The sequence below is a fragment of the Streptomyces sp. NPDC002754 genome, from assembly GCF_053592315.1.
In genome coordinates this window covers 1-18,791 of record NZ_JBSFVM010000051.1, presented here as the reverse complement: position 1 = coordinate 18,791, position 18,791 = coordinate 1, and the positions used below count along the sequence as shown (strand labels likewise).

Sequence of the window (18,791 nt, the reverse complement as noted above, 5' to 3'; positions counted from 1 at the left end):
GTGTCCTGGAGGTCAGCGGCGGTACGAGCGCACGTAACCCGGAGCCGGCGAGCCGACCCCCGTCACGTCGTCGTAGCCCCTGACGGCCTTCAGGGAGGCGTCCTTGCCGAGGCTGCGCACAGACGTGAGCAGGCCCTCGGAGGAGTCGTAACTGTTGGCGTAGTCGACGCGGACCACGGCGAGGTCCTTGCCGGTGGGCCTGTCGACCACGTCGTGGTACTTCGCCGTGCCGTACCGGTCGTAGATCGCCGGGTTCGCGAAGCCGAGCGGCTTGCCGCCGCCCGTCTGCTGCGCGAGCGCCTGCACACCCGCGACGACCGGCGCGGCGAGCGAGGTGCCGCCGATCCGGTACTCGTCGTAGGCCTGCGAGCCGTCGGGCAGGGTCTGCGTCTGACCCACCAGGAAGCCGGTGTTCGGGTCGGCGATGGCAGAGATGTCCGGGACGACGCGGTTCTTGCCGCCGTTGGCACCGGCCAGCGCGTCCGGCACGACGCCCTTCTGGTAGTCGGGCTGCGCGACCGTCTTGCTGGTGCCGCCGCCCGCGCCCGAGGTGTAGGCGCCCGGGAAGTCGGTCCAACTCTTGCTGTCCGCCGCCAAGTTGGACTTCAGCGTGCCCCAGCCGGTCTCCCACTGGTACTTGTCGCCCTTGCCGACCGCGAGGGAGGTGCCGCCGACGGCCGTCACCCACGCCGAGTTGGCGGGCGTGTCGACCTGCTTCGTACCCGTCGACGCGACGTTGTCGCCGTTGTCGCCGGAGGAGAAGTAGAAGCCGATGCCCTCGACGGCGCCCAGCTGGAACACCTGGTCGTACGCGGCGGCCAGCTCGGGCGTCTGGTTGGCCTCGATGTCGCCCCACGAGTTGGAGACGATGTCGGCCAGGTGGTTGTCGACGACCTTGCCGAGCGAGTCGAGCAGATCGTCGTCGTAGCAGGAGGCCGCGCCCACGTACGTGATGTCGGCGGCCGGGGCCGTGGCGTGCACGGCCTCGACGTCGAGGGTCTCCTCGCCGTACCAGCCGGCCGCGTCGCACTCCTCGGTCTTCGTGTACTTCTTCGGCAGCACCTGCTTCAACTGCCGGGTGTTGTACGCCGCGTCCCCGTGCTTCTTCGCGTACGTCGCCGCGTCCTTGGCGATGGTCGGCGAGGCGTACGCGTCGGTGATCGCGACCTTGACTCCCTTGCCGGTCGCCTTCCCCGCGCCGTACGCGGCACGCAGCTGCTTGCCGGTGTAGCCCTTCGGGGCGTACGGGATCTTGCCGCCGTACGCGTCCGGGAGCGTGGTGGCGGTCTTCGACCCGTAGTACGTGGAGAACGGTCCGGCATTGCGGAACACGGCGCTCGGCGGCGGCAACTGGTCCTGCTTCGTCGCCTTGTGCGGGGCGCTGTCGAGCCCGGTGACCGTGAGCACGGCGCCGTCGAGGGAAGCGGGCACGGACGCGGCGGCGGACGGGGCGCGGTAGGTGTGCCCGCCCTTCTTGTAGTCGTGCAGTTGCGTGCCGAAGGCCTTCTCGGTGGCGGCCACGTCGCCCGACACGGAGAGGTAGTGCGCGGTGGAACCGGTCACGGTGAGGCCCGAGGACTTCAGCCAGGCCGTGACCTCGGCTATCTGCTCCTTCGTCGCCCCGAAGCGGCCGCGCGCCTCCTTGGCGCTCAGATACTTCTGGTACTGCCCGGACGACGGGTCGGCCACGGCCTTCGCGTACGCGGCGAGGCCCTTGGCGTCCCGGCCGGCCAGGTAGACGCGCGAGGTGACCTTGCCGCCGTCGGCCGTGTCGCCCTTGTCGGCGGAGCCGGTGGCCCACAGCGGCCTGGTGCCGGAGAGCGTGTCGCGGTTCGGCTGGGCGTGGGCCGGGGCGGCGAGCGCGAGGGCGCCGGCCAGCAGCGGAAGGGTGGCCGCGAGGCTCAGGCCCGCCCGGGTGCGGCGTGCGCCGCGATTGGATCTCATACGGAACCCCCTGCGTAGAGGTGCTCAGGTGCTGAGGTGCGGAGAGCACGGTGCTGCGGCGCATGTGTAATGCACACGCAGAAAGGCCCACTCTTGCCAACAACCGTTCACGCGGGGGAAATGGGACGATCAAGAAGACGTCAAGTCGGCTCAACTCCGGTCGGGATGGGCCGATTTGGGCGCATCGGGGGCGGCGGTGCAGCCTGTTGTGCAGAGCCGTCGGCGGTCATCGGGGCACTGCGTCCACACGGTGGGCGCAGGGCGGGCACTATGACCCTGAGGGGGTCGACAGGCACTATGAACACATTGCCGGCCGAGCAGAGACGATCAAGGTCGGCAACGCGCAGGAAACCGGCGTGTGGTGGGATGTGTCCAGGCCCTCTGGACGGCATGGGAGCAGTAGGCCTGACCAGCAAGGATGGGTGGAAGCGAGAGATGGACAAGCAGCAGGAGTTCGTGCTCCGTACCCTGGAGGAGCGCGACATCCGGTTCGTACGTCTGTGGTTCACGGACGTGCTGGGCTTCCTGAAGTCGGTGGCCGTGGCCCCGGCCGAGCTGGAACAGGCGTTTGACGAGGGCATCGGCTTCGACGGCTCGGCGATCGAGGGCTTCGCCCGGGTCTACGAGTCCGACATGATCGCCAAGCCGGACCCGGGCACGTTCCAGGTCCTGCCGTGGCGCGCGGAGGCCCCCGGCACGGCGCGCATGTTCTGCGACATCCTGATGCCCGACGGTTCGCCGTCCTTCGCCGACCCGCGCTACGTCCTGAAGCGGGCCCTGGCCAAGACCTCCGACCTCGGCTTCACGTTCTACACCCACCCCGAGATCGAGTTCTTCCTGCTCAAGGACAAGCCGCTGGACGGCACCCGCCCGGTGCCCGCCGACACCTCCGGCTACTTCGACCACACCCCGCAGAACGTGGGCATGGACTTCCGCCGCCAGGCGATCACCATGCTGGAGTCGATGGGTATCTCGGTCGAGTTCTCCCACCACGAGGGCGCTCCCGGCCAGCAGGAGATCGACCTCCGCTACGCCGACGCGCTCTCCACGGCGGACAACATCATGACGTTCCGCCTGGTCATGAAGCAGGTGGCGCTGGAGCAGGGCGTCCAGGCCACCTTCATGCCGAAGCCGTTCTCGGAACACCCGGGCAGCGGAATGCACACGCACCTCTCCCTCTTCGAGGGCGACCGGAACGCGTTCTACGAGTCGGGCGCCGAGTACCAGCTCTCCAAGGTCGGCCGCTCCTTCATCGCGGGCCTGCTGAAGCACGCCGCGGAGATCTCGGCCGTCACCAACCAGTGGGTCAATTCCTACAAGCGGATCTGGGGCGGCTCCGAGCGCACCGCCGGCGCCGGCGGCGAGGCCCCGTCCTACATCTGCTGGGGCCACAACAACCGCTCGGCCCTCATCCGCGTCCCGATGTACAAGCCCGGCAAGACGGGCTCGGCCCGCGTCGAGGTCCGCTCCATCGACTCGGGCGCCAACCCGTACCTCACGTACGCGGTCCTCCTGGCGGCGGGCTTGAAGGGCATCGAAGAGGGCTACGAACTCCCTCCGGGCGCCGACGACGACGTCTGGGCCCTCTCCGACGCGGAACGCCGCGCGATGGGCATCGAGCCCCTCCCACAGAACCTCGGCGAGGCGATCACCCTGATGGAACGCTCGGAACTGGTCGCGGAAACGCTGGGCGAGCACGTCTACGACTTCTTCCTCCGGAACAAGAAGCAGGAGTGGGAGGAGTACCGCTCGGAGGTCACGGCGTTCGAGCTGAGGAAGAACTTGCCGGTGCTGTAGGCGTAGGTCAGAGCGGTTTCCGCTCGTTTCCCCGAGAGGGCCCACGGTCGATGACCGTGGGCCCTCTCGGCTGTCTGCCGTGCTGGCCGAAACGGTACCGCTCTGAGTAATCGCGTCCTTACGTCGTGTCAGTGGCGTGTGCTGTCATATGACCAGAGCGGGTGCATCAACGCAGCTGATCTGAGGGGGAGTTCGGTCATGGGGGTACGGGGCGGGCGTCGGGTGAGCGGGCGGCGCCCGGCACGGCGTACGGCTCGTCGGCGGGTGAGGCGTCGCTCCAGGAAGCGGGACGAGCGGATCGCCCTCCTGGGCGGTGGTGTCGTCGTGGCGGTCGGTGTGGTGATGGCCGCTGTGCGATGGCTGCTCGGGCACTGGTGGCTGCTCGTCCTCATCGTCGCGCTCGCCTCGGCCGTGGGCGGCTTCTGGCTCCAGCGGGGCCGGCAGCGGGCCGAGTGGCAGCGGGTCCGCGCGCGGTCGCTACGGCTGCGCATAGCGGAGATGGACGCGCTGGATCACCGGGCGTTCGAGTTCGCCGTCCGGGACCTGATGCGCCGGGACGGCTGTGCGGCCGAGCGGATCGGTGGCGCCGGTGACGACGCCTGCGACGTACGGGCCACCGACCCGGCCGGTCGAATCTGGGCGGTCCAGTGCAAGCACCGCCGCGACGGGGACCGTGGCTCGGCCGTCGGCGTGGGGGTGCTGCAACAGGTCAACGGCACGGCCCGGCAGGTCCACGGGGCGGATGTCGCGGTCGTGCTCACCAACGGGCGGTTCTCCTCGAAGGCGGTCCCGTGGGGCCGGGAGCACCGCATCCACCTCGTCGACCGGCGCGTACTGGGCGAGTGGGCCGCAGGATCCCGGCCGCTCTGGGAACTTCTCGATCGCATCCCGCCACCACGGCGACCGAGGCACGATCCTGACCAGAAGGGGAGTTGGGCCAAGTGATCCTGACGCTCAACGTGGCGTTGCTGCTGGCCGTGATCGTCTACTTCCGCATAGGCCGGCTGGGTCGGTTCCAGAGCAAGGCCAGCCAGTGGACGAACGTGTTCATCGTGCTGGTGCTCGGTGTGCTCATCGCGCCGACCGGGTTCGGACAGGCGATTATCGCCGTTCTGGGCAACGTCGTGCAGAGCATCTCGGCCTCCGCCGGCCCGTGAGGCCTACAACGCGTCCCGCAACGGCACAGCGGAGCGCTTGTGGTATTCCTGGATGGCCCAGCCGTTGCCGTCCGGGTCCGTGAAGTGCATGAAAGTGCCGCCGTCGTCGGGGCCGTACTGGATCGGTTCCGAGACGTCCAGGCCGCGGGCGCGGAGTTCTTCGTGGGCCGTCTTGATGTCGCTGACGACCAGTTGCAGGCCGTGGTACGTGCCGGGGGCCGCCGTGCCCGTCGGGCTCGGGAGGCCGGTGGTGAGGGCGATCGAGCAGCCGGAGCCCGGCGGGGTGAGCTGGACGACGCGGGCGCCCGGCATCACCTCGCGGTCGACGTCGCAGTGGAAGCCGGCCTTGTCGACGTAGAAGGCCTTCGCGCGGTCGATGTCGGAGACCGGGAGGGGGATTACTTCCAGGGTCATGTCCATGGAGGTAAACGTAGGGGCGAATCGGTGGTTCCGGGCCGGTGGTGCCGGGTGGTCGTTCGGGTGGTCATTCGAATTGCCAGCGGGTCTGCGTGAACTTCTCGCCCTTGCCGAAGCCGAAGACCGTGCGCGGCGGCACCGCGTAGACCAGGGACGGCCCCTCCTGGCCCTGGAACGCGCCGTCGGCGCGGACCTCGAAGTGCCAGGCCGGGCCGTACTTCTCCTCCCAGGCCTTGGCGAGGGCGTGCAGGCGCTCCGCTTCCGTGACCCGCGTCGCCCGCCCCTCGACCACCACGTCGAAGCCCGCCGCCCAGGCGTTCGTGCCAGTGGTGAGGACGACCTCCGGGTTCTCCGCGAGGTTGAGCGACTTGCGTTCGCGGTCACCGGAGGTGAAGTGCAGGGATCCGTCCAGCCAGACGGCGAGGAGGGGCGTGACGTGCGGGCGGCCGCCGGGGCGCACCGTGGAGATCCAGAACAGCTCGGCGCCGGTCAGCAGCCGTTCGGCCGCCGCCCACGGGGTGGGTTCGGCGCCGGGGGAGCTGTAGCGCGGGTCGATCGACGTGCGCGGGGTGTCGGGGCGGGTGTGGTGCGGCATCGAGGGCGTCCCTTCGTCGTACGTGGCCACGCGTACACAGGTGGGGACCTGCCGCGGCCGCACAACTCATCGGTGCAGCCCGGAGGGCAGTAGGCTCAAGGCCACCGTTGATCGAACAGGAGGCCGGGCGATGATGTCGGTGCCGCACGAAGGGGGACGGTGGACGGGCGGCCGCAGAAGCAGCACCTTCACCCGGCTGCTGCGACTCGGCTTCACCGATCCGTCCACCGCCGAGCGACTGCTCGACGACCCCGCCCTGTCCGCCGTGCGCTCCGACCCGCTGCTCCTGGACGCGCTCGGCGCCGCCGCCGACCCGGACCTGGCACTCCTCGGCCTCGTCAGGCTGGTCGAGGCCCAGGAGGACGAGACGGCGCGGCGCGAGCTGCTCGACACGCTCGTCGCGGCGAAGCCGCTGCGCGACCGGCTGCTCGGCGTCCTCGGTTCCTCCGAGGCGCTGGCCGACCACCTCGCCCGGCACTCGAAGGACTGGCGGGCCCTGGTCACGTACGAGGCGGGCGATCTGCACCCCGGCGTCGAGGAGTTCGAGCGGGGGCTCGCCGACGCCACCGACGAGTCGTCGCTGCGCGTCGCCTACCGGCGCTGCCTGCTGTCCATCGCCGCCCGCGACGTGTGCGGCACGACCGACATCACCGAGACCGCCGCCGAACTCGCCGACCTGGCGACGGCGACGCTGCGCGCGGCCCTCGCCATCGCCCGCACAGCGTCCCCCGCCGACGCAGCGCTGTGCCGGCTCGCCGTGATCGCGATGGGCAAGTGCGGTGGCCATGAGCTGAATTACATCTCCGATGTCGACGTCATTTTCGTCGGGGAGCCCGCCGACGGGTCCGCCGACGAGGGCAAGGCCATCCAGGCCGCCACCCGGCTCGCCTCGCACATGATGCGGATCTGCTCCGACACGACCGTCGAGGGCACCATCTGGCCCGTCGACGCCAATCTGCGCCCCGAGGGGCGCAACGGGCCGCTCGTCAGGACGCTGTCCTCGCATCTCGCCTACTACCAGCGCTGGGCCAAGACCTGGGAGTTCCAGGCGCTGCTCAAGGCCCGCCCGGTCGCGGGCGACCCGGACCTCGGCGAGGAGTACGTCGCCGCCGTGTCGCCGATGGTGTGGCAGGTGTCCGAGCGGGACAACTTCGTGCCCGACGTACAGAAGATGCGCAAGCGGGTCGTGGCGAACATCCCCGTCGGTGACGTGGACCGCGAGCTGAAGCTCGGGCCCGGCGGCCTGCGCGACGTCGAATTCGCCGTGCAGCTGCTGCAGTTGGTGCACGGGCGCGCGGACACCGCGCTGCGCAGCGGGACGACCCTGAAGGCGCTCGCCGCGCTCGCCGACGGCGGATACGTGGGCCGGGTCGACTCCGTGCAGCTCGACGACGCCTACCGGTTCCTGCGCACGCTCGAACACCGCATCCAGCTCTACAAGTTGCGGCGCACCCACATGGTGCCCGAGGGCGATGCCGACCTGCGCCGCATCGGCCGCTCGATGGGCATGCGCACGGAACCCATCACGGACCTCAAGCGGGCCTGGAGGCGGCACACGTCCGTCGTCCGCCGCCTGCACGAGAAGCTGTTCTACCGGCCGCTGCTCGACGCCGTCGCCCAACTCGCCCCGGGTGAGACCAGGTTGCGCGCCGACGCGGCCCGCGAGCGCCTCGTCGCACTCGGCTACGCCGACCCGAGCGCCGCGATGCGCCACCTGGAGGCGCTGGCCTCCGGGGTCAGCCGCAAGGCCGCCATCCAGCGGACGCTGCTGCCGGTGCTGCTCGGCTGGTTCGCGGATTCCGCCGACCCGGACGCGGGGCTGCTCAACTTCCGCAAGGTGTCCGACGCGTTGGGCAAAACACCCTGGTACCTGCGGCTGCTGCGCGACGAGGGCGCGGCCGCGGAGAACCTCGCCCGGATCCTGTCGGCCGGCCGCCTCGCCCCCGACCTCCTGATGCGCGCCCCCGAATCGGTGGCGCTGCTCGGCGACGAGCGGGGCCTGGAGCCGCGCGGACACGCCCAGTTGGAGCAGGAGGCGGTCGCGGCGGTACGGCGGGCGGACGGTGCCGAGCAGGCCGTCGCCTCGGCGCGCGCGGTGCGCCGCCGCGAGCTGCTGCGCACGGCTGCCGCCGACATCATCGCCTCGTACGGCACCGAGGACACCCCCGCCGTCGCCGACCAGGGCGCCCTGGTGGACCAAGTGGGCTCCGCCGTATCGGACTTGACGGCCGCCGCGCTCGGCGGGACCTTGCGGGCCGTGGTCCGTGACGGCTGGGGCGACACCCTGCCGACCCGCTTCGCCATCATCGCCATGGGCCGCTTCGGCGGGCACGAGCTGAGTTACGGCTCCGACGCCGACGTGCTGTTCGTGCACGAGCCCCGTGAGGGCGTCGACGACCAGGAGGCCGCGCGGGCCGCCAACAAGGTCGTCTCCGAGATGCGCCGACTCCTCGCCTTGCCGAGCGCCGATCCGCCGCTGCTCATCGACGCGGACCTGCGCCCCGAGGGCAAGTCCGGCCCGCTGGTGCGCACGCTCAAGTCCTACGCGGCGTACTACCGCCGTTGGTCCCTGGTGTGGGAGTCGCAGGCGCTGCTGCGGGCCCAACCCGTCGCAGGTGACGAGGAGTTGAGCCGCGCGTTCGTCGATCTGGTCGACCCGCTGCGCTATCCAGCCGAAGGCCTCGGCGACGATGCCGTACTGGAGATCCGCCGCCTCAAGGCCCGCATGGAGTCGGAGCGGCTGCCGCGCGGCGCCGACCCCACGCTCCACACGAAGCTGGGCCGCGGGGGCCTGTCGGACGTCGAGTGGACGGTGCAGCTGCTTCAGCTCAGGCACGGCTGGGCGGAACCGGGCCTGCGCACCACCCGCACCCGCGAGGCCCTCGCCGCCGCGTGCGCCGCCGAGCTGATCCCCGCCGAGGAGGCGGCGATCCTCGACGAGGCGTGGGTCCTCGCCACGCGCGTGCGCAACGCGGTGATGCTGGTGCGCGGCAGGCCGGGCGACACGTTCCCCTCGGACGGGCGTGAACTCGGCGCCGTGGGACGCTACTTGGGGTACGACCCCGGGCACGTGGGCGACATGCTGGACGACTACCGCCGCACCACGCGCCGCGCACGCGCCGTGATGGAGGAGCGCTTCTACGGCGGGTGACGCGGCCGGTGCCGAATCAAGCCCGAGCAGCCCTACGTGTCAGGCAGCCCTACGCGTCGAGCAGCACCCGGCAGCGCGCGACGAACCCGGTGAGCGCCAGCTCGAACGCCGCGTCCGTACGGCTCTCGGGCCCGGCGGCCAGGGCCCGTTCGAGCAGCGGGGTCCGCCCCTCCTCCGTCGGCTCCCACATGGTGTCGGGCGCCGCCATGTCGAGCGCCGAGCCGAGCACCAGGTTGTCCAGGGCGATGATCACCGGCATCACGTCCGGCAGCGCGAACCCGGCGTCGAGCAGTAGCGCCACCCCCAGCTCGTACTGCGCGAGGACCCGGGGAGCCCGCACCGGGTGGGTCGTCAGGAGCGGGATCGCCTTGGGGTGCGCGGCGAACGCGGCGCGGTAGGAGCGGGCCCACCCGGCGATCCCCTCGTCCCACGGGAGGCCCGAGGTCAGCGGTGTCTCGTCGATCGCGGAGCAGATCCGCTCGCGCAGCAGCTCCACTATGCCGTCCCGGCCGTCCACGTGGTGGTAGAGCGAGCCGGTCTGCACGCCCAGGCTGCGCGCCACCTGCGGGACGCTGAACTCGCCGTGCTCGTCGACGACGGCGAGCGCCGCCGTGGTGATCCGCTCCCGGTCGAGGAGGGATGTGCGCGGCCGCCCCATTCCGGTTCCTCCTCAGTGGTCACAGTCGGCTGCGGAAAATCGGGTCTTCCCGTATGCCCAACGGGAGGCTACATTGCGGAAACCAAAAGCCTTTAGATTTACGCCCGTCCGCAGTGCGGGCCTGCCGCCGCCAGAAGGGCTTCCTTCCGCATGCCCGAGACCTCTTCAAAGACGAAGACGCAGAACAAGACGCAGACCGGGACCGCACCGCCGAGCGCGTCGCCCAGCCTGCGCACCGGCACCCTCGGCACCTCCGACATCGCGTTCTTCGTGATCTCCGCCGCCGCCCCGCTCACCGTCATGGCGGGCGTCGCGCCCATCGCCATCGCTCTCGGCGGCGTCGGAGCGCCCGCCGGGTACCTGCTCGCCGGCATCACCCTCGCGGTCTTCGCCGTCGGCTTCACCGCGATGAGCCGCCACGTCAGCGGCGGCGGCGCCTTCTACTCGTACATCGCGCAGGGCCTCGGCAAACCGGCCGGAATCGGGGCGGCGCTGCTCGCGATGGTCGGCTACAACGGCATGGAGATCGGCGTCTACGGGCTCCTCGGCTCCGCCACGCAGGACACCGTCCACGCCCTGTTCGGCACGGACGTGCCCTGGCTCCCGGTCTCCCTCGTGGGCCTGGTCCTGATCTGGTACGGCGGTTTCCGCTCGATCGACTTCGGCGCGAAGGTGCTCGGCGTGCTGCTGGTCGCGGAGACGGGCATCCTGCTCCTGCTCGCGGGCGGCGTGCTCCTCAAGGGCGGCGCGCACGGCCTGTCCGCGGCCTCCTTCGCGCCCGGCAACGTCCTCGTGCCCGGCACGGCCGCCGTCCTCGCCTTCGCGTTCGCCGCGTTCACCGGCTTCGAGTCGACCGTCATCTACCGGCGCGAGGCCCGCGACCCGGACCGTACGGTGCCGCGCGCCACGTACATCGCGGTCGCCTTCCTCGGCCTCTTCTACGCCTTCACCGTCTGGATCGCCATCCAGTCCTTCGGCGACGCGGCCGTCGTCAAGGCCGCGGGCGACGACCCGGCGAACCTCTTCTTCACCGCGATCACCACCTTCGTCGGCGGCTGGGCGGCGGACCTGATGCACATCTTCATCGTCACCAGCGTCATCGCCTCGCTCCTCGCCTTCCACAACGCGATCAACCGGTACGCGCTCGCTCTCGCCGACGAGGGTGTCCTGCCGCGGGCCGTCGCCCGCATCCACCCCAAGCACCGTTCCCCCTACGTCGCCGGGCTCGCGCAGACGGTGCTCGGCGCGGTCGTCGTGCTCGGGTTCTGGGCGGCGGGCGCGGACCCGTACGACCAGCTCCTCCTGTGGGTCAACACCCCCGGGATGCTGGGCCTGATGGCCCTCCAGCTCCTCGCGGCGCTCGCCGTCCCGTTCTTCTTCCGGCGGATCACGCACGAGGAGGGGGTGGTGCGGACGGTCGTGGCGCCGGTCGCCGCGACGCTGCTCCTGGCGGTGGCGATCGCCCTGGTCGCCACGCACATCGACCTCTTCACGGGGGCGTCTCCGCTGGTCAACTGGATCCTGCTGGCGGTCGCCCCGGCGGTCTTCGTGCTGGGCCTGGGATTGGCATGGCGCCTACGCCGTTCCCGCCCGGCCACGTACGCCCGCTTCGGCCAGTAACAGCTCCCGCCCCGGGGCTCCGCCCCGCACCCCGCGCCTCAATCGCCGGCGGGGCTGGAAAGATCGGGGCTCCGCCCCGGACCCCGCGCCTCAATCGCCGGCGGGGCTGGAAAGATCGGGGCTCCGCCCCGCACCCCACGCCTCAAACGCTGGCGGGGCTTGAAAGTCGCCTCAGACGCCGGCGGGCTGGAAAGGCCTGCTCAATCGCCGCAGGGGCTGGATGTGGGCGGGCGAGCCAATCAAGCCCCTGCGGCGATTGAGCAGCGGGGTCTGGGGCGGAGCCCCAGGGCGGGAGCCGGTGCCGGTGGGGGCGCGGAGCGCAAACCGGACCACAGCAGCACCGCACACACCGACACGACCGAGACGACCCGAAACGGAGTGAACCGCACCGATGCCATCCGCCGACCTCCTCCTCACCAACACCCACATCCGCACACTCGACCCCACCCAGCCGAGGGCAACCGCCCTGGCTCTGGCCGGAGGCCGCATCGTGGCGGTCGGTGACACGGACGACCTCGTCCGGGACTGGACCGGGCCGCACACCGAACGGCTCGACCTGGCGGACGCCCACGTCGTGCCCGGCCTCGTCGACTCCCACAGCCACCCCGTCTGGGGCCTGGAAATGGCGACCGGCGTCGACCTCAGCGGCGTGACCGACCTAAACGGACTCCGCGCCGCCCTGCGCACAGCCGAACGGCTCAAGGGCTGGGTCGTCGGGTGGGGGCTCGACCACAACGCCTTCGAGGGGCGGACCGTCCACCGCGAACTCATCGAGGACGTGCTCGGCGGCGCACCCGCCTTCCTGCGCCTGTACGACGGCCACTCCGCGCTGGTCACCGGCGCCGCCCTCGACGCCGCGAAGGTCACCGGGCCGCGCTCCTTCGACCAGCGGGCCGAGATCGTCTGCGACGGCGACGGGCGGCCCACCGGATACCTCGTCGAGCACGCCGCCATGGACCTCGTGTACGAGGTCGCGCCCCGGGCCTCGGCCCAGGACCGCCGGGCAGGACTCGTCGAGCTGCTGGGCACCATGGCCGCCACCGGTCTCACCGGGGCCCACGTCATGGACGGCTCGGGGCTCGACCTGCTCGCCGCCGTGGAGGAGGACACCGATCTGCCGCTGCGGCTCACCGTCTCGCCCTGGTGCATGCCGGGCGTGGACCGGGCCGGGCTCGACGAGCTGGTGGAACTGCAGAAGCGGGCGGGGCGCCGCTGGCGGGTCGGTGGCGTCAAGTTCTTCATGGACGGCACCGTCGAGGGCGGCACCGCCTGGCTGGAGCACGCCGACTGCCACGGGCAGGGGACGGACGCGTTCTGGCCGGACCCGGCGGCGTACAGCGCGGCCGTACGTCATCTGCACGCGGCCGGCGTGCGCACCGCGACGCACGCCATCGGCGACGCCGCCGTCCGGCACGCCCTCGACACCATCGAGGCGCTCGGGGCGAGCGGCCGGAACGCGCACCGGATCGAGCACATCGAGTCCGTGCCCGACGACACGATCCCGCGGTTCGCCGCGCTCGGCGTCGCCGCGTCGATGCAGCCGCCGCACACCGCGTACACGAAGGGTGACCACAGCGACGAGTGGTCCAAGCGGCTCGGTGACGCGCGCGCCGCCCGCGCCTGGCGCACCCGTGACCTGCGGGACGCGGGCGCCGTGCTCGCGCTCGGCTCCGACTGGCCGATCGCCCACTACGACGGCCGGCAGGTGCTCGCCATGGCGCGGGTGCCGGAGGGAGCGGCGGGCCCCGCGCAGGGGCTCACCGGGCTCGAGGCGCTGGAGGGTGTCACCTCGCACGCCGCGATCGCCGCGGGGCACGCGGCGGAGGGCGGCCGGATCGCGGTCGGGATGCGCGCCGACCTCACCGTGTTCGGCCTCGACCCGGTCACGGCCCCCGCCGACGAGGTCGCCGAGGCCCCCGTCGTCCTCACCGTGACGGACGGCCGGATCACGCACCGCGGCGCTTGAGACGGAAGGGGCGGCACCGTACGGTGCCGCCCCCGAGCCGTCAGGCCTACGCCTTGATCGGCATCAGTGGTCGGGTCACCAGACGCGGCAGCGCGTACGGCAGCGCCCCGTACCAGGCCCGCGCCACCGCGAACCCGAACGCCAGGCACAGCATGCCGCCCACCGCGTCCAGCCAGAAGTGGTTCGCGGTCGCCACGATGACCACCAGGGTCAGCACCGGATAGAGGAGCCCGAGGACCCGCACCCACGGCACCGAGGCGAGCGCGAAGATCGTCATGCCGCACCACAGCGACCAGCCGATGTGCATCGACGGCATCGCCGCGTACTGGTTCGACATGTTCTTCAGGTTGCCCGAGGCCATCGAGCCCCAGGTCTGGTGCACCGCGACGGTGTCGACGAAGCCGCCGCCGCTCATCAGCCGCGGCGGCGCCAGCGGATAGAAGTAGTAACCGACGAGGGCGACCACCGTCGTCGCGAACAGCGCGAGACGGGTCGCCGCGTAGCGGCCGGGATGGCAGCGGAACAGCCACACCAGCACGCCCAACGTGATGACGAAGTGCAGTGTCGCGTAGTAGTAGTTCATGCCGACGATGAGCCAACTCACCGAATTCGCGGCATGGTTGACGGTCTGCTCGGCGGCGATCCCGAGGCTGTGCTCCGCCTGCCAGATCCAGTCGGCATTGCGCAGCGCCTGCGCCTTCTGCTCCGGGACCGCGTTGCGGATCAGGGAGTACGTGTAGTAACTCACCGCGATCAGCAGGATCTCGAACCAGAGGCGGGGGCGCCGCGGCGCCCGAAGGCGACGCCCGGCGCGGACTTCCGCGATGGGTGAGGGTGTGGCCCCTTTTCGGCCTTCACGTGTCGTCACGGTCATTTCACCCATAGGCACAGAGTCTGCCAGATCACGACCCCCCGACCGATCATCCCTCGGGCGGGTCATGGGCGCACCCGCTACGCCCTACGGACGAGGCCGAACCCCTACGGATACCGCTGCTGACGCGGCCGTGGACCCCCGCACCACCAGTTCCGGCATGAACACGAATTCGCTCGGCGGCGCGGGCGTGCCGCCGACCTCCTCGAGCAGCGTGTGCACCGCCGCCTGACCCATCGCGTGTACCGGCTTGCGGATCGTGGTCAGCGGTGGATCGGTGAAGGCGATCAGCGGAGAGTCGTCGAAACCGACCACGGAGACGTCCTTCGGCACGTCCAGGCCGCGCTCGCGCACCGCCCTGATCGCGCCGAGCGCCATCATGTCGCTCGCGCAGACCACCGCCGTGCAGCCCCGGTCGAGCAGCGCGGAGGTCGCGGCCTGCCCGCCCTCCAGGGTGTAGAGGGAGTGCTGGACGAAATCGCGCTCGATCTCGTCCCCGGGCAGGTCGAGCCGCTCCGTCATCGTGCGTACGAAGCCCTCGATCTTCCGCTGTACGGGGACGAAGCGGCGCGGCCCCACGGCCAGCCCGATCCGGGTGTGGCCGAGCGAGGCGAGGTGCGTCACCGCGAGCCGGGCCGCGGCCCGGTCGTCCGGAGAGATGAAGGGCGCCGCGATCGACGGCGCGTACCCGTCGACGAGGACGAAGGGGACGCCCTGGCCGCGCAGCCGCTCGTAGCGCTGCGGGTCGGCCGTGGTGTCGGCGTGCAGCCCGGAGACGTAGATGATGCCGCTGACGTTGCGGTCGACGAGCATCTCCGTCAGCTCGTCCTCGGTGGAGCCGCCGGGGGTCTGGGTGGCCAGGACCGGGGTGTAACCCTGCCTGGTCAGGGCCTGCACGACGACCTGGGCGAGCGCGGGGAAGATCGGGTTCTCGAGTTCCGGCGTGATCAGGCCGACGAGGCCCGCGCTGCGCTGCTTGAGGCGCACGGGGCGCTCGTAGCCGAGCACGTCGAGGGCGGCGAGGACGGACTGGCGGGTGGCCGCGGCGACCCCCGCCTTCCCGTTGAGCACACGGCTGACGGTCGCTTCGCTGACCCCCGCTTGTGCTGCGATGTCGGCTAGGCGTGCGGTCACGGGACGCGACCTTACCCGTCACTCGCCGCATTGCCCACCGAACGGGAAGTACCGGGCGGGCAAGCCGGGTTGGGCCGCCGCCACCCGGAACGGTGAACCGGAGGAAGGGCGGGCCGCCGCACGGGTGTCCGGCGGTAGTTTGGTGCGGCGGGCCGAGGGGGCTCGCACCGCTCCGTTTCCTGAGGGGCCTGCTCGTGAACACCATGGTTCAGAGATCCGGAACCGACGTCGGGTGCACCATCCTGGTGGTCGACGACAGCGCCGCCGGCCGGTACGCACTGAGCGCTGTCCTGAGCCGGGCGGGCCATGTCGTCATCCCGGTCGGCTCCGCGGGCGAGGCCCTCGTCGAACTCGACGTGCGGCTGCGCGCTGGCGCGCTGCCCGACGTGGCGCTCGTGGACGTGGGCCTTCCCGACCTCAGCGGGTTCGAACTGTGCCGCAGGGTCAAGGCGCTGCCCTCGCTCGCCGGGATCCCCGTCGTGCACTTCTCCGCCCGCCCCTCCGCGCCGGCGGACCGCTGCCGCGCGCTCGACGCGGGCGGCGAGGCATATCTGACGGTGCCCGCCGAACCGGAGGAGATCCGCGCCGTCGTGCGTGCCGCGCTCCGCGGGGCCCGTGAACTCACCGACACCCAGGCCCAGTTCGACCACCTCACGCTGCTCTCCCGGGCCGTCGTCGACGTGCAGGGCGCCCGGGACCTCGCCGACCTCGCCCGGACGGCGGCGGCCGCGACGGCCCGGTTCACCGGGGGCGACGCCGCGGTCTTCGTCCTCGGCGACCACGGCGCGGTGCACACGGGCCTGTCCCGGAGCGCGGCGGCGCTCGTGGTGCCGGACGCCGCAGCGCGCGAGCGGGCCGTCGAGCTGGTGCGGCGGATCAGCTGCGGGCCCGGCGGCGTGCGCACCGCGCTGCCACCCCCGGCCGTGTGGCCGCAGGCGTACTTCGGGCCCGGCGGCGCCCGGCTCACCCTCTCCCGCACCCGCGACGGCCGGCTCCCCGTGTGCCTGGCCACGCCCGACTTCGCCGACCCGGACGGCAGGACGGGGCCGCTCGTCGCCCAGCTCGCCCGCGCGACCGCGCTCGCCGCGGAACCCCTCGTCCTGTACGAGCAGGAGCGGCATGTCGCCCATACGCTGCAACACAACTTCCTGCCCTCGGAGTTGCCCGCCTTCGCCGGCCTGGACATCGACTTCCGCTACGAGCCCGCCTCCCAGGAGGCCGAGATGGGCGGCGACTTCTACGCGGCGCTGCCCACCCCCGAGGGCGTGCTGGTCGGCGTCGGCGACGTCGTGGGGCACTCGCTCGACGCGGCCACCGTGATGGTCGAGCTCCGGCACGCGCTGCGCGCCTACTGCCTGGAGGACCCGCGCCCCGCCCACCTCGTGGCCCGCCTCGACCGGCTGCTCAAGCACTACCACCCGCAGCTCACCGCCACGCTGTGCCTGGCCCTCGTCGACCCCGCGACCGGCCGTACGCGGGTGGCCAACGCGGGGCACATTCCGCCGCTCGTCGTGCCGGTCGGCGGCGCGGCGCGGTACGCGAAGGCGGCGGGGCCGCTGCTCGGGCTCCGGCTGCCGCATCCCGAGCCGACCGTGCTCGACCTCGGCCCCGGTGATCGTCTCCTCATGGTCACCGACGGCCTCGTCGAGACCCGCGGCATCGATCTGGCCGTGTCCTTGGAGGAGCTGCGCCGCGCCGCCGCGGTCGCGCCCGCGCCGCCCGGCGAGCTGTGCGACGCGCTCCTCGACCGCTTCGGCCGCGACCGCGCCGACGACATCGCGCTCCTCGCGGTGCGGCGGGCCGTGGCGCGTCCGCTGGGCGGGACGTGATTGTGCGGGTGGGCGCTTCCGGGTGAAGGTGGGCGCCGACACGCACCACGACACCCTCGGAGGGTTCCATGCCGCAGATCACCGTCGACCACTCGGCGGATCTCCACGATCGCCTCGACCGGGTGGGGCTGGCCGGGGCCGTGCATCAGGCTGCCGTCGACATCGTGGCGGCGCGTATTCCCGCGTGCAAGACGCGGTTCCGCGAGGTCGGGACGACGGTGGTGGGGGATGGGGTCGGGTCCGTCGTGCACGTGGAGATCGCGTTGCTCGCGGGGCGGACGGAGGAGGCGAAGGTGGCGCTTGCGGAGGCGGTGCTGGTGGCGCTTCCGGCCCACATCAAGGAGCCTGCCGGTGTGCATCTCTCCGCGGAGGTCCGCGACTTGACCCCGTCGTACCGCTCGGCCATCGCCGACTGACCCGGCACCGCCCCTCCGCCACGGGGCTCCGCCCCGGACCCCGCGCCTCAAACGCCGGCGGGGCTGGAAAAGCCCAAACGCCGGCGGGGCTGGGAAGGCTCAAGCGTCGGCCGGGCTGGAAAGATCGGGGCTCCGCCCCGGACCCCGCTGCTCAATCGCCGCAGGGGCTTAATTGGCCCACCCGTCCCGCAGGTGATGGCCCCTCCCCGCTCACCTCCCACCCCCGCCCCCTCCGGGGGGGGCGTTCGGCCCGACGGGGTGCCTGCCGCCGCCTTGGGCAATCTGCCGCCTGGGGCGGCACCACGGTGCGGGCGGCACGTGTGTCAGGGGCCGGCGCCGGCGCAGCCCTACGCGCCGACCGGTGTCAGTGACGCCAGCCGGGTGATGAGGGTGGCGAAGGGGCCGTCCGGGGGGTCGTCCGCGAGGATATGGCGGAGGAGGGACGCCATCTCCTCGTCGTGCGCCGCGCTCACCGCGGCCAACGCCGCGAAGTCGTGGACGAGTTGGAGCTGCAGCTCCTCGCGCGGCACACGCCGCCCGTCCAACCAGATCAGCGCCGTCGACTCGGCGAGCGAAATCCACGAGCGCACGACGAGTTCGAGGCGGGCGGAGGGCGCCGACACCCGCAGATGCGCGAGGATCTGGACGTACGCCGCCTGTCGGACGGAGTCGATCAGCGCGTTCGTCGCCGACGCGGTGCTCATGGAGCAGGCTCCGCCCGCGGGGACCGCCGGACCGCCCCGCATCAACGCGGAGAACCCGGGACCGTGCTCGTCCACGAAGTCGAAGTAGCGGCCCATCACGCGCAGCAGCCGCGCGCCCAGCGGACCCTCCCGCGGCTCCTCGAACCGCTCGGCCAGATCCTGCGCCGCCCGCCTCAACGCGGCCTCGTACAGGCTGAGTTTGCCCGGGAAGTAGTGGTAGACCAGCGGTCGCGAGATGCCCGCGGCGGCCGCTATCTCGTCGATGGAGACCTCGTCGGGGGAGCGGTGGCTGAACAGTTCGAGTGCGACCCCGATCAACTGCCGCCGCCGCTCCTCGACTCCCATTCTGCGCCGCACCCCGGTAGTCATGCCGAACACTCTACCGAGCGAATCCGGCCTGCCAACCGGCCCCCGTGCCCCGCCACCGCTCGTCGTCACTAGGGCGTGTTTCGAAAGTCCCGTCTGCCTCGCGGGGTCTGGCACGCACGCTCGCGGCGTTGCCGAAATGCCCTAGTAGCTCCGCTACGAGACC

The 18,791-nt window shown here is 71.8% G+C and carries 15 protein-coding genes; 8 read left to right on the top strand and 7 right to left on the bottom strand.

Features of this window, described 5'->3' with window-relative positions; translation table 11 throughout:
- Positions 1-12: 12 nt before the first annotated feature.
- Positions 13-1,944, bottom strand: coding sequence for a S53 family peptidase (locus ACWD2L_RS39380; RefSeq protein ID WP_351343249.1), 1,932 nt, complete (start codon positions 1,942-1,944; stop codon positions 13-15).
- Positions 1,945-2,379: 435 nt separating this feature from the next.
- On the opposite strand from ACWD2L_RS39380, the gene ACWD2L_RS39375 reads away from it, so the two are divergent.
- From ACWD2L_RS39375 to ACWD2L_RS39365, 3 genes are all read left to right on the top strand, one after another.
- Positions 2,380-3,741 carry a glutamine synthetase family protein gene (locus tag ACWD2L_RS39375; RefSeq protein WP_351343251.1) on the top strand — a complete coding sequence of 454 codons (1,362 nt, stop codon included), beginning with the start codon at positions 2,380-2,382 and terminating at the stop codon, positions 3,739-3,741.
- A 264-nt stretch (positions 3,742-4,005) separates the two neighbouring features.
- Positions 4,006-4,686, top strand: a complete 681-nt coding sequence (locus ACWD2L_RS39370; RefSeq protein WP_451193608.1) for a restriction endonuclease — start codon at positions 4,006-4,008, stop codon at positions 4,684-4,686.
- Entirely contained in the window at positions 4,683-4,898 is a 216-nt protein-coding gene (locus ACWD2L_RS39365) for a hypothetical protein (protein WP_351343255.1), read from the top strand. Before ACWD2L_RS39370 ends, ACWD2L_RS39365 begins: the two co-directional genes overlap by 4 nt.
- A gap of 3 nt (positions 4,899-4,901) precedes the next feature.
- On the opposite strand, the gene ACWD2L_RS39360 is transcribed toward ACWD2L_RS39365, so the two are convergent.
- The gene (locus ACWD2L_RS39360; protein ID WP_351343257.1) at positions 4,902-5,318 is read right to left on the bottom strand and encodes a VOC family protein; all 417 of its coding nucleotides are present in this window, start codon (positions 5,316-5,318) and stop codon (positions 4,902-4,904) included.
- Between the two features lie 64 nt (positions 5,319-5,382).
- Positions 5,383-5,910: a pyridoxamine 5'-phosphate oxidase family protein gene (locus ACWD2L_RS39355; protein ID WP_351343266.1), complete on the bottom strand. Its 528-nt coding sequence runs from the start codon at positions 5,908-5,910 to the stop codon at positions 5,383-5,385.
- A gap of 130 nt (positions 5,911-6,040) precedes the next feature.
- On the opposite strand from ACWD2L_RS39355, the gene ACWD2L_RS39350 reads away from it, so the two are divergent.
- Positions 6,041-9,061 carry a bifunctional [glutamine synthetase] adenylyltransferase/[glutamine synthetase]-adenylyl-L-tyrosine phosphorylase gene (locus tag ACWD2L_RS39350; protein WP_351343259.1) on the top strand — a complete coding sequence of 1,007 codons (3,021 nt, stop codon included), beginning with the start codon at positions 6,041-6,043 and terminating at the stop codon, positions 9,059-9,061.
- 49 nt (positions 9,062-9,110) lie between these two features.
- On the opposite strand, the gene ACWD2L_RS39345 is transcribed toward ACWD2L_RS39350, so the two are convergent.
- On the bottom strand, positions 9,111-9,719 hold the full coding sequence (locus ACWD2L_RS39345; protein ID WP_351343261.1) for a TetR/AcrR family transcriptional regulator: 609 nt from the start codon (positions 9,717-9,719) through the stop codon (positions 9,111-9,113).
- Between the two features lie 150 nt (positions 9,720-9,869).
- On the opposite strand from ACWD2L_RS39345, the gene ACWD2L_RS39340 reads away from it, so the two are divergent.
- Both ACWD2L_RS39340 and ACWD2L_RS39335 read left to right on the top strand, forming a co-directional pair.
- Positions 9,870-11,339: an APC family permease gene (locus tag ACWD2L_RS39340; protein WP_351343262.1), complete on the top strand. Its 1,470-nt coding sequence runs from the start codon at positions 9,870-9,872 to the stop codon at positions 11,337-11,339.
- A gap of 391 nt (positions 11,340-11,730) precedes the next feature.
- Positions 11,731-13,305, top strand: a complete 1,575-nt coding sequence (locus ACWD2L_RS39335; protein ID WP_351343264.1) for an amidohydrolase — start codon at positions 11,731-11,733, stop codon at positions 13,303-13,305.
- A 46-nt stretch (positions 13,306-13,351) separates the two neighbouring features.
- Here ACWD2L_RS39335 and ACWD2L_RS39330 read toward each other — a convergent pair whose 3' ends face one another.
- Complete coding sequence (locus ACWD2L_RS39330; RefSeq protein ID WP_351345782.1) at positions 13,352-14,188, bottom strand: phosphatase PAP2 family protein; 837 nt, start codon at positions 14,186-14,188, stop codon at positions 13,352-13,354.
- 75 nt (positions 14,189-14,263) lie between these two features.
- Positions 14,264-15,310 (bottom strand): LacI family DNA-binding transcriptional regulator, encoded by a 1,047-nt coding sequence (locus tag ACWD2L_RS39325; protein ID WP_351345785.1) that lies wholly within the window; start codon positions 15,308-15,310, stop codon positions 14,264-14,266.
- Positions 15,311-15,513: 203 nt separating this feature from the next.
- On the opposite strand from ACWD2L_RS39325, the gene ACWD2L_RS39320 reads away from it, so the two are divergent.
- Positions 15,514-17,139 carry a fused response regulator/phosphatase gene (locus ACWD2L_RS39320; RefSeq protein ID WP_351345794.1) on the top strand — a complete coding sequence of 542 codons (1,626 nt, stop codon included), beginning with the start codon at positions 15,514-15,516 and terminating at the stop codon, positions 17,137-17,139.
- Between the two features lie 68 nt (positions 17,140-17,207).
- Positions 17,208-17,555: an isomerase gene (locus tag ACWD2L_RS39315; RefSeq protein WP_351345788.1), complete on the top strand. Its 348-nt coding sequence runs from the start codon at positions 17,208-17,210 to the stop codon at positions 17,553-17,555.
- A 347-nt stretch (positions 17,556-17,902) separates the two neighbouring features.
- Here ACWD2L_RS39315 and ACWD2L_RS39310 read toward each other — a convergent pair whose 3' ends face one another.
- Positions 17,903-18,628, bottom strand: coding sequence for a TetR/AcrR family transcriptional regulator (locus ACWD2L_RS39310; RefSeq protein WP_351345791.1), 726 nt, complete (start codon positions 18,626-18,628; stop codon positions 17,903-17,905).
- Positions 18,629-18,791 lie beyond the last annotated feature (163 nt).

Bases quoted from the DNA above. Each gene is read 5' to 3' on its own strand.
- ACWD2L_RS39320 (WP_351345794.1), top strand. From the start codon at position 15,514: ATGGTTCAGAGATCCGGAACCGACGTCGGGTGCACCATCCTGGTGGTC.
- ACWD2L_RS39310 (WP_351345791.1), bottom strand. From the start codon at position 18,628: ATGACTACCGGGGTGCGGCGCAGAATGGGAGTCGAGGAGCGGCGGCGG.
- ACWD2L_RS39375 (WP_351343251.1), top strand. From the start codon at position 2,380: ATGGACAAGCAGCAGGAGTTCGTGCTCCGTACCCTGGAGGAGCGCGAC.
- ACWD2L_RS39330 (WP_351345782.1), bottom strand. From the start codon at position 14,188: ATGGGTGAAATGACCGTGACGACACGTGAAGGCCGAAAAGGGGCCACA.
- ACWD2L_RS39340 (WP_351343262.1), top strand. From the start codon at position 9,870: ATGCCCGAGACCTCTTCAAAGACGAAGACGCAGAACAAGACGCAGACC.
- ACWD2L_RS39350 (WP_351343259.1), top strand. From the start codon at position 6,041: ATGATGTCGGTGCCGCACGAAGGGGGACGGTGGACGGGCGGCCGCAGA.
- ACWD2L_RS39355 (WP_351343266.1), bottom strand. From the start codon at position 5,910: ATGCCGCACCACACCCGCCCCGACACCCCGCGCACGTCGATCGACCCG.
- ACWD2L_RS39380 (WP_351343249.1), bottom strand. From the start codon at position 1,944: ATGAGATCCAATCGCGGCGCACGCCGCACCCGGGCGGGCCTGAGCCTC.
- ACWD2L_RS39315 (WP_351345788.1), top strand. From the start codon at position 17,208: ATGCCGCAGATCACCGTCGACCACTCGGCGGATCTCCACGATCGCCTC.
- ACWD2L_RS39335 (WP_351343264.1), top strand. From the start codon at position 11,731: ATGCCATCCGCCGACCTCCTCCTCACCAACACCCACATCCGCACACTC.
- ACWD2L_RS39360 (WP_351343257.1), bottom strand. From the start codon at position 5,318: ATGGACATGACCCTGGAAGTAATCCCCCTCCCGGTCTCCGACATCGAC.
- ACWD2L_RS39345 (WP_351343261.1), bottom strand. From the start codon at position 9,719: ATGGGGCGGCCGCGCACATCCCTCCTCGACCGGGAGCGGATCACCACG.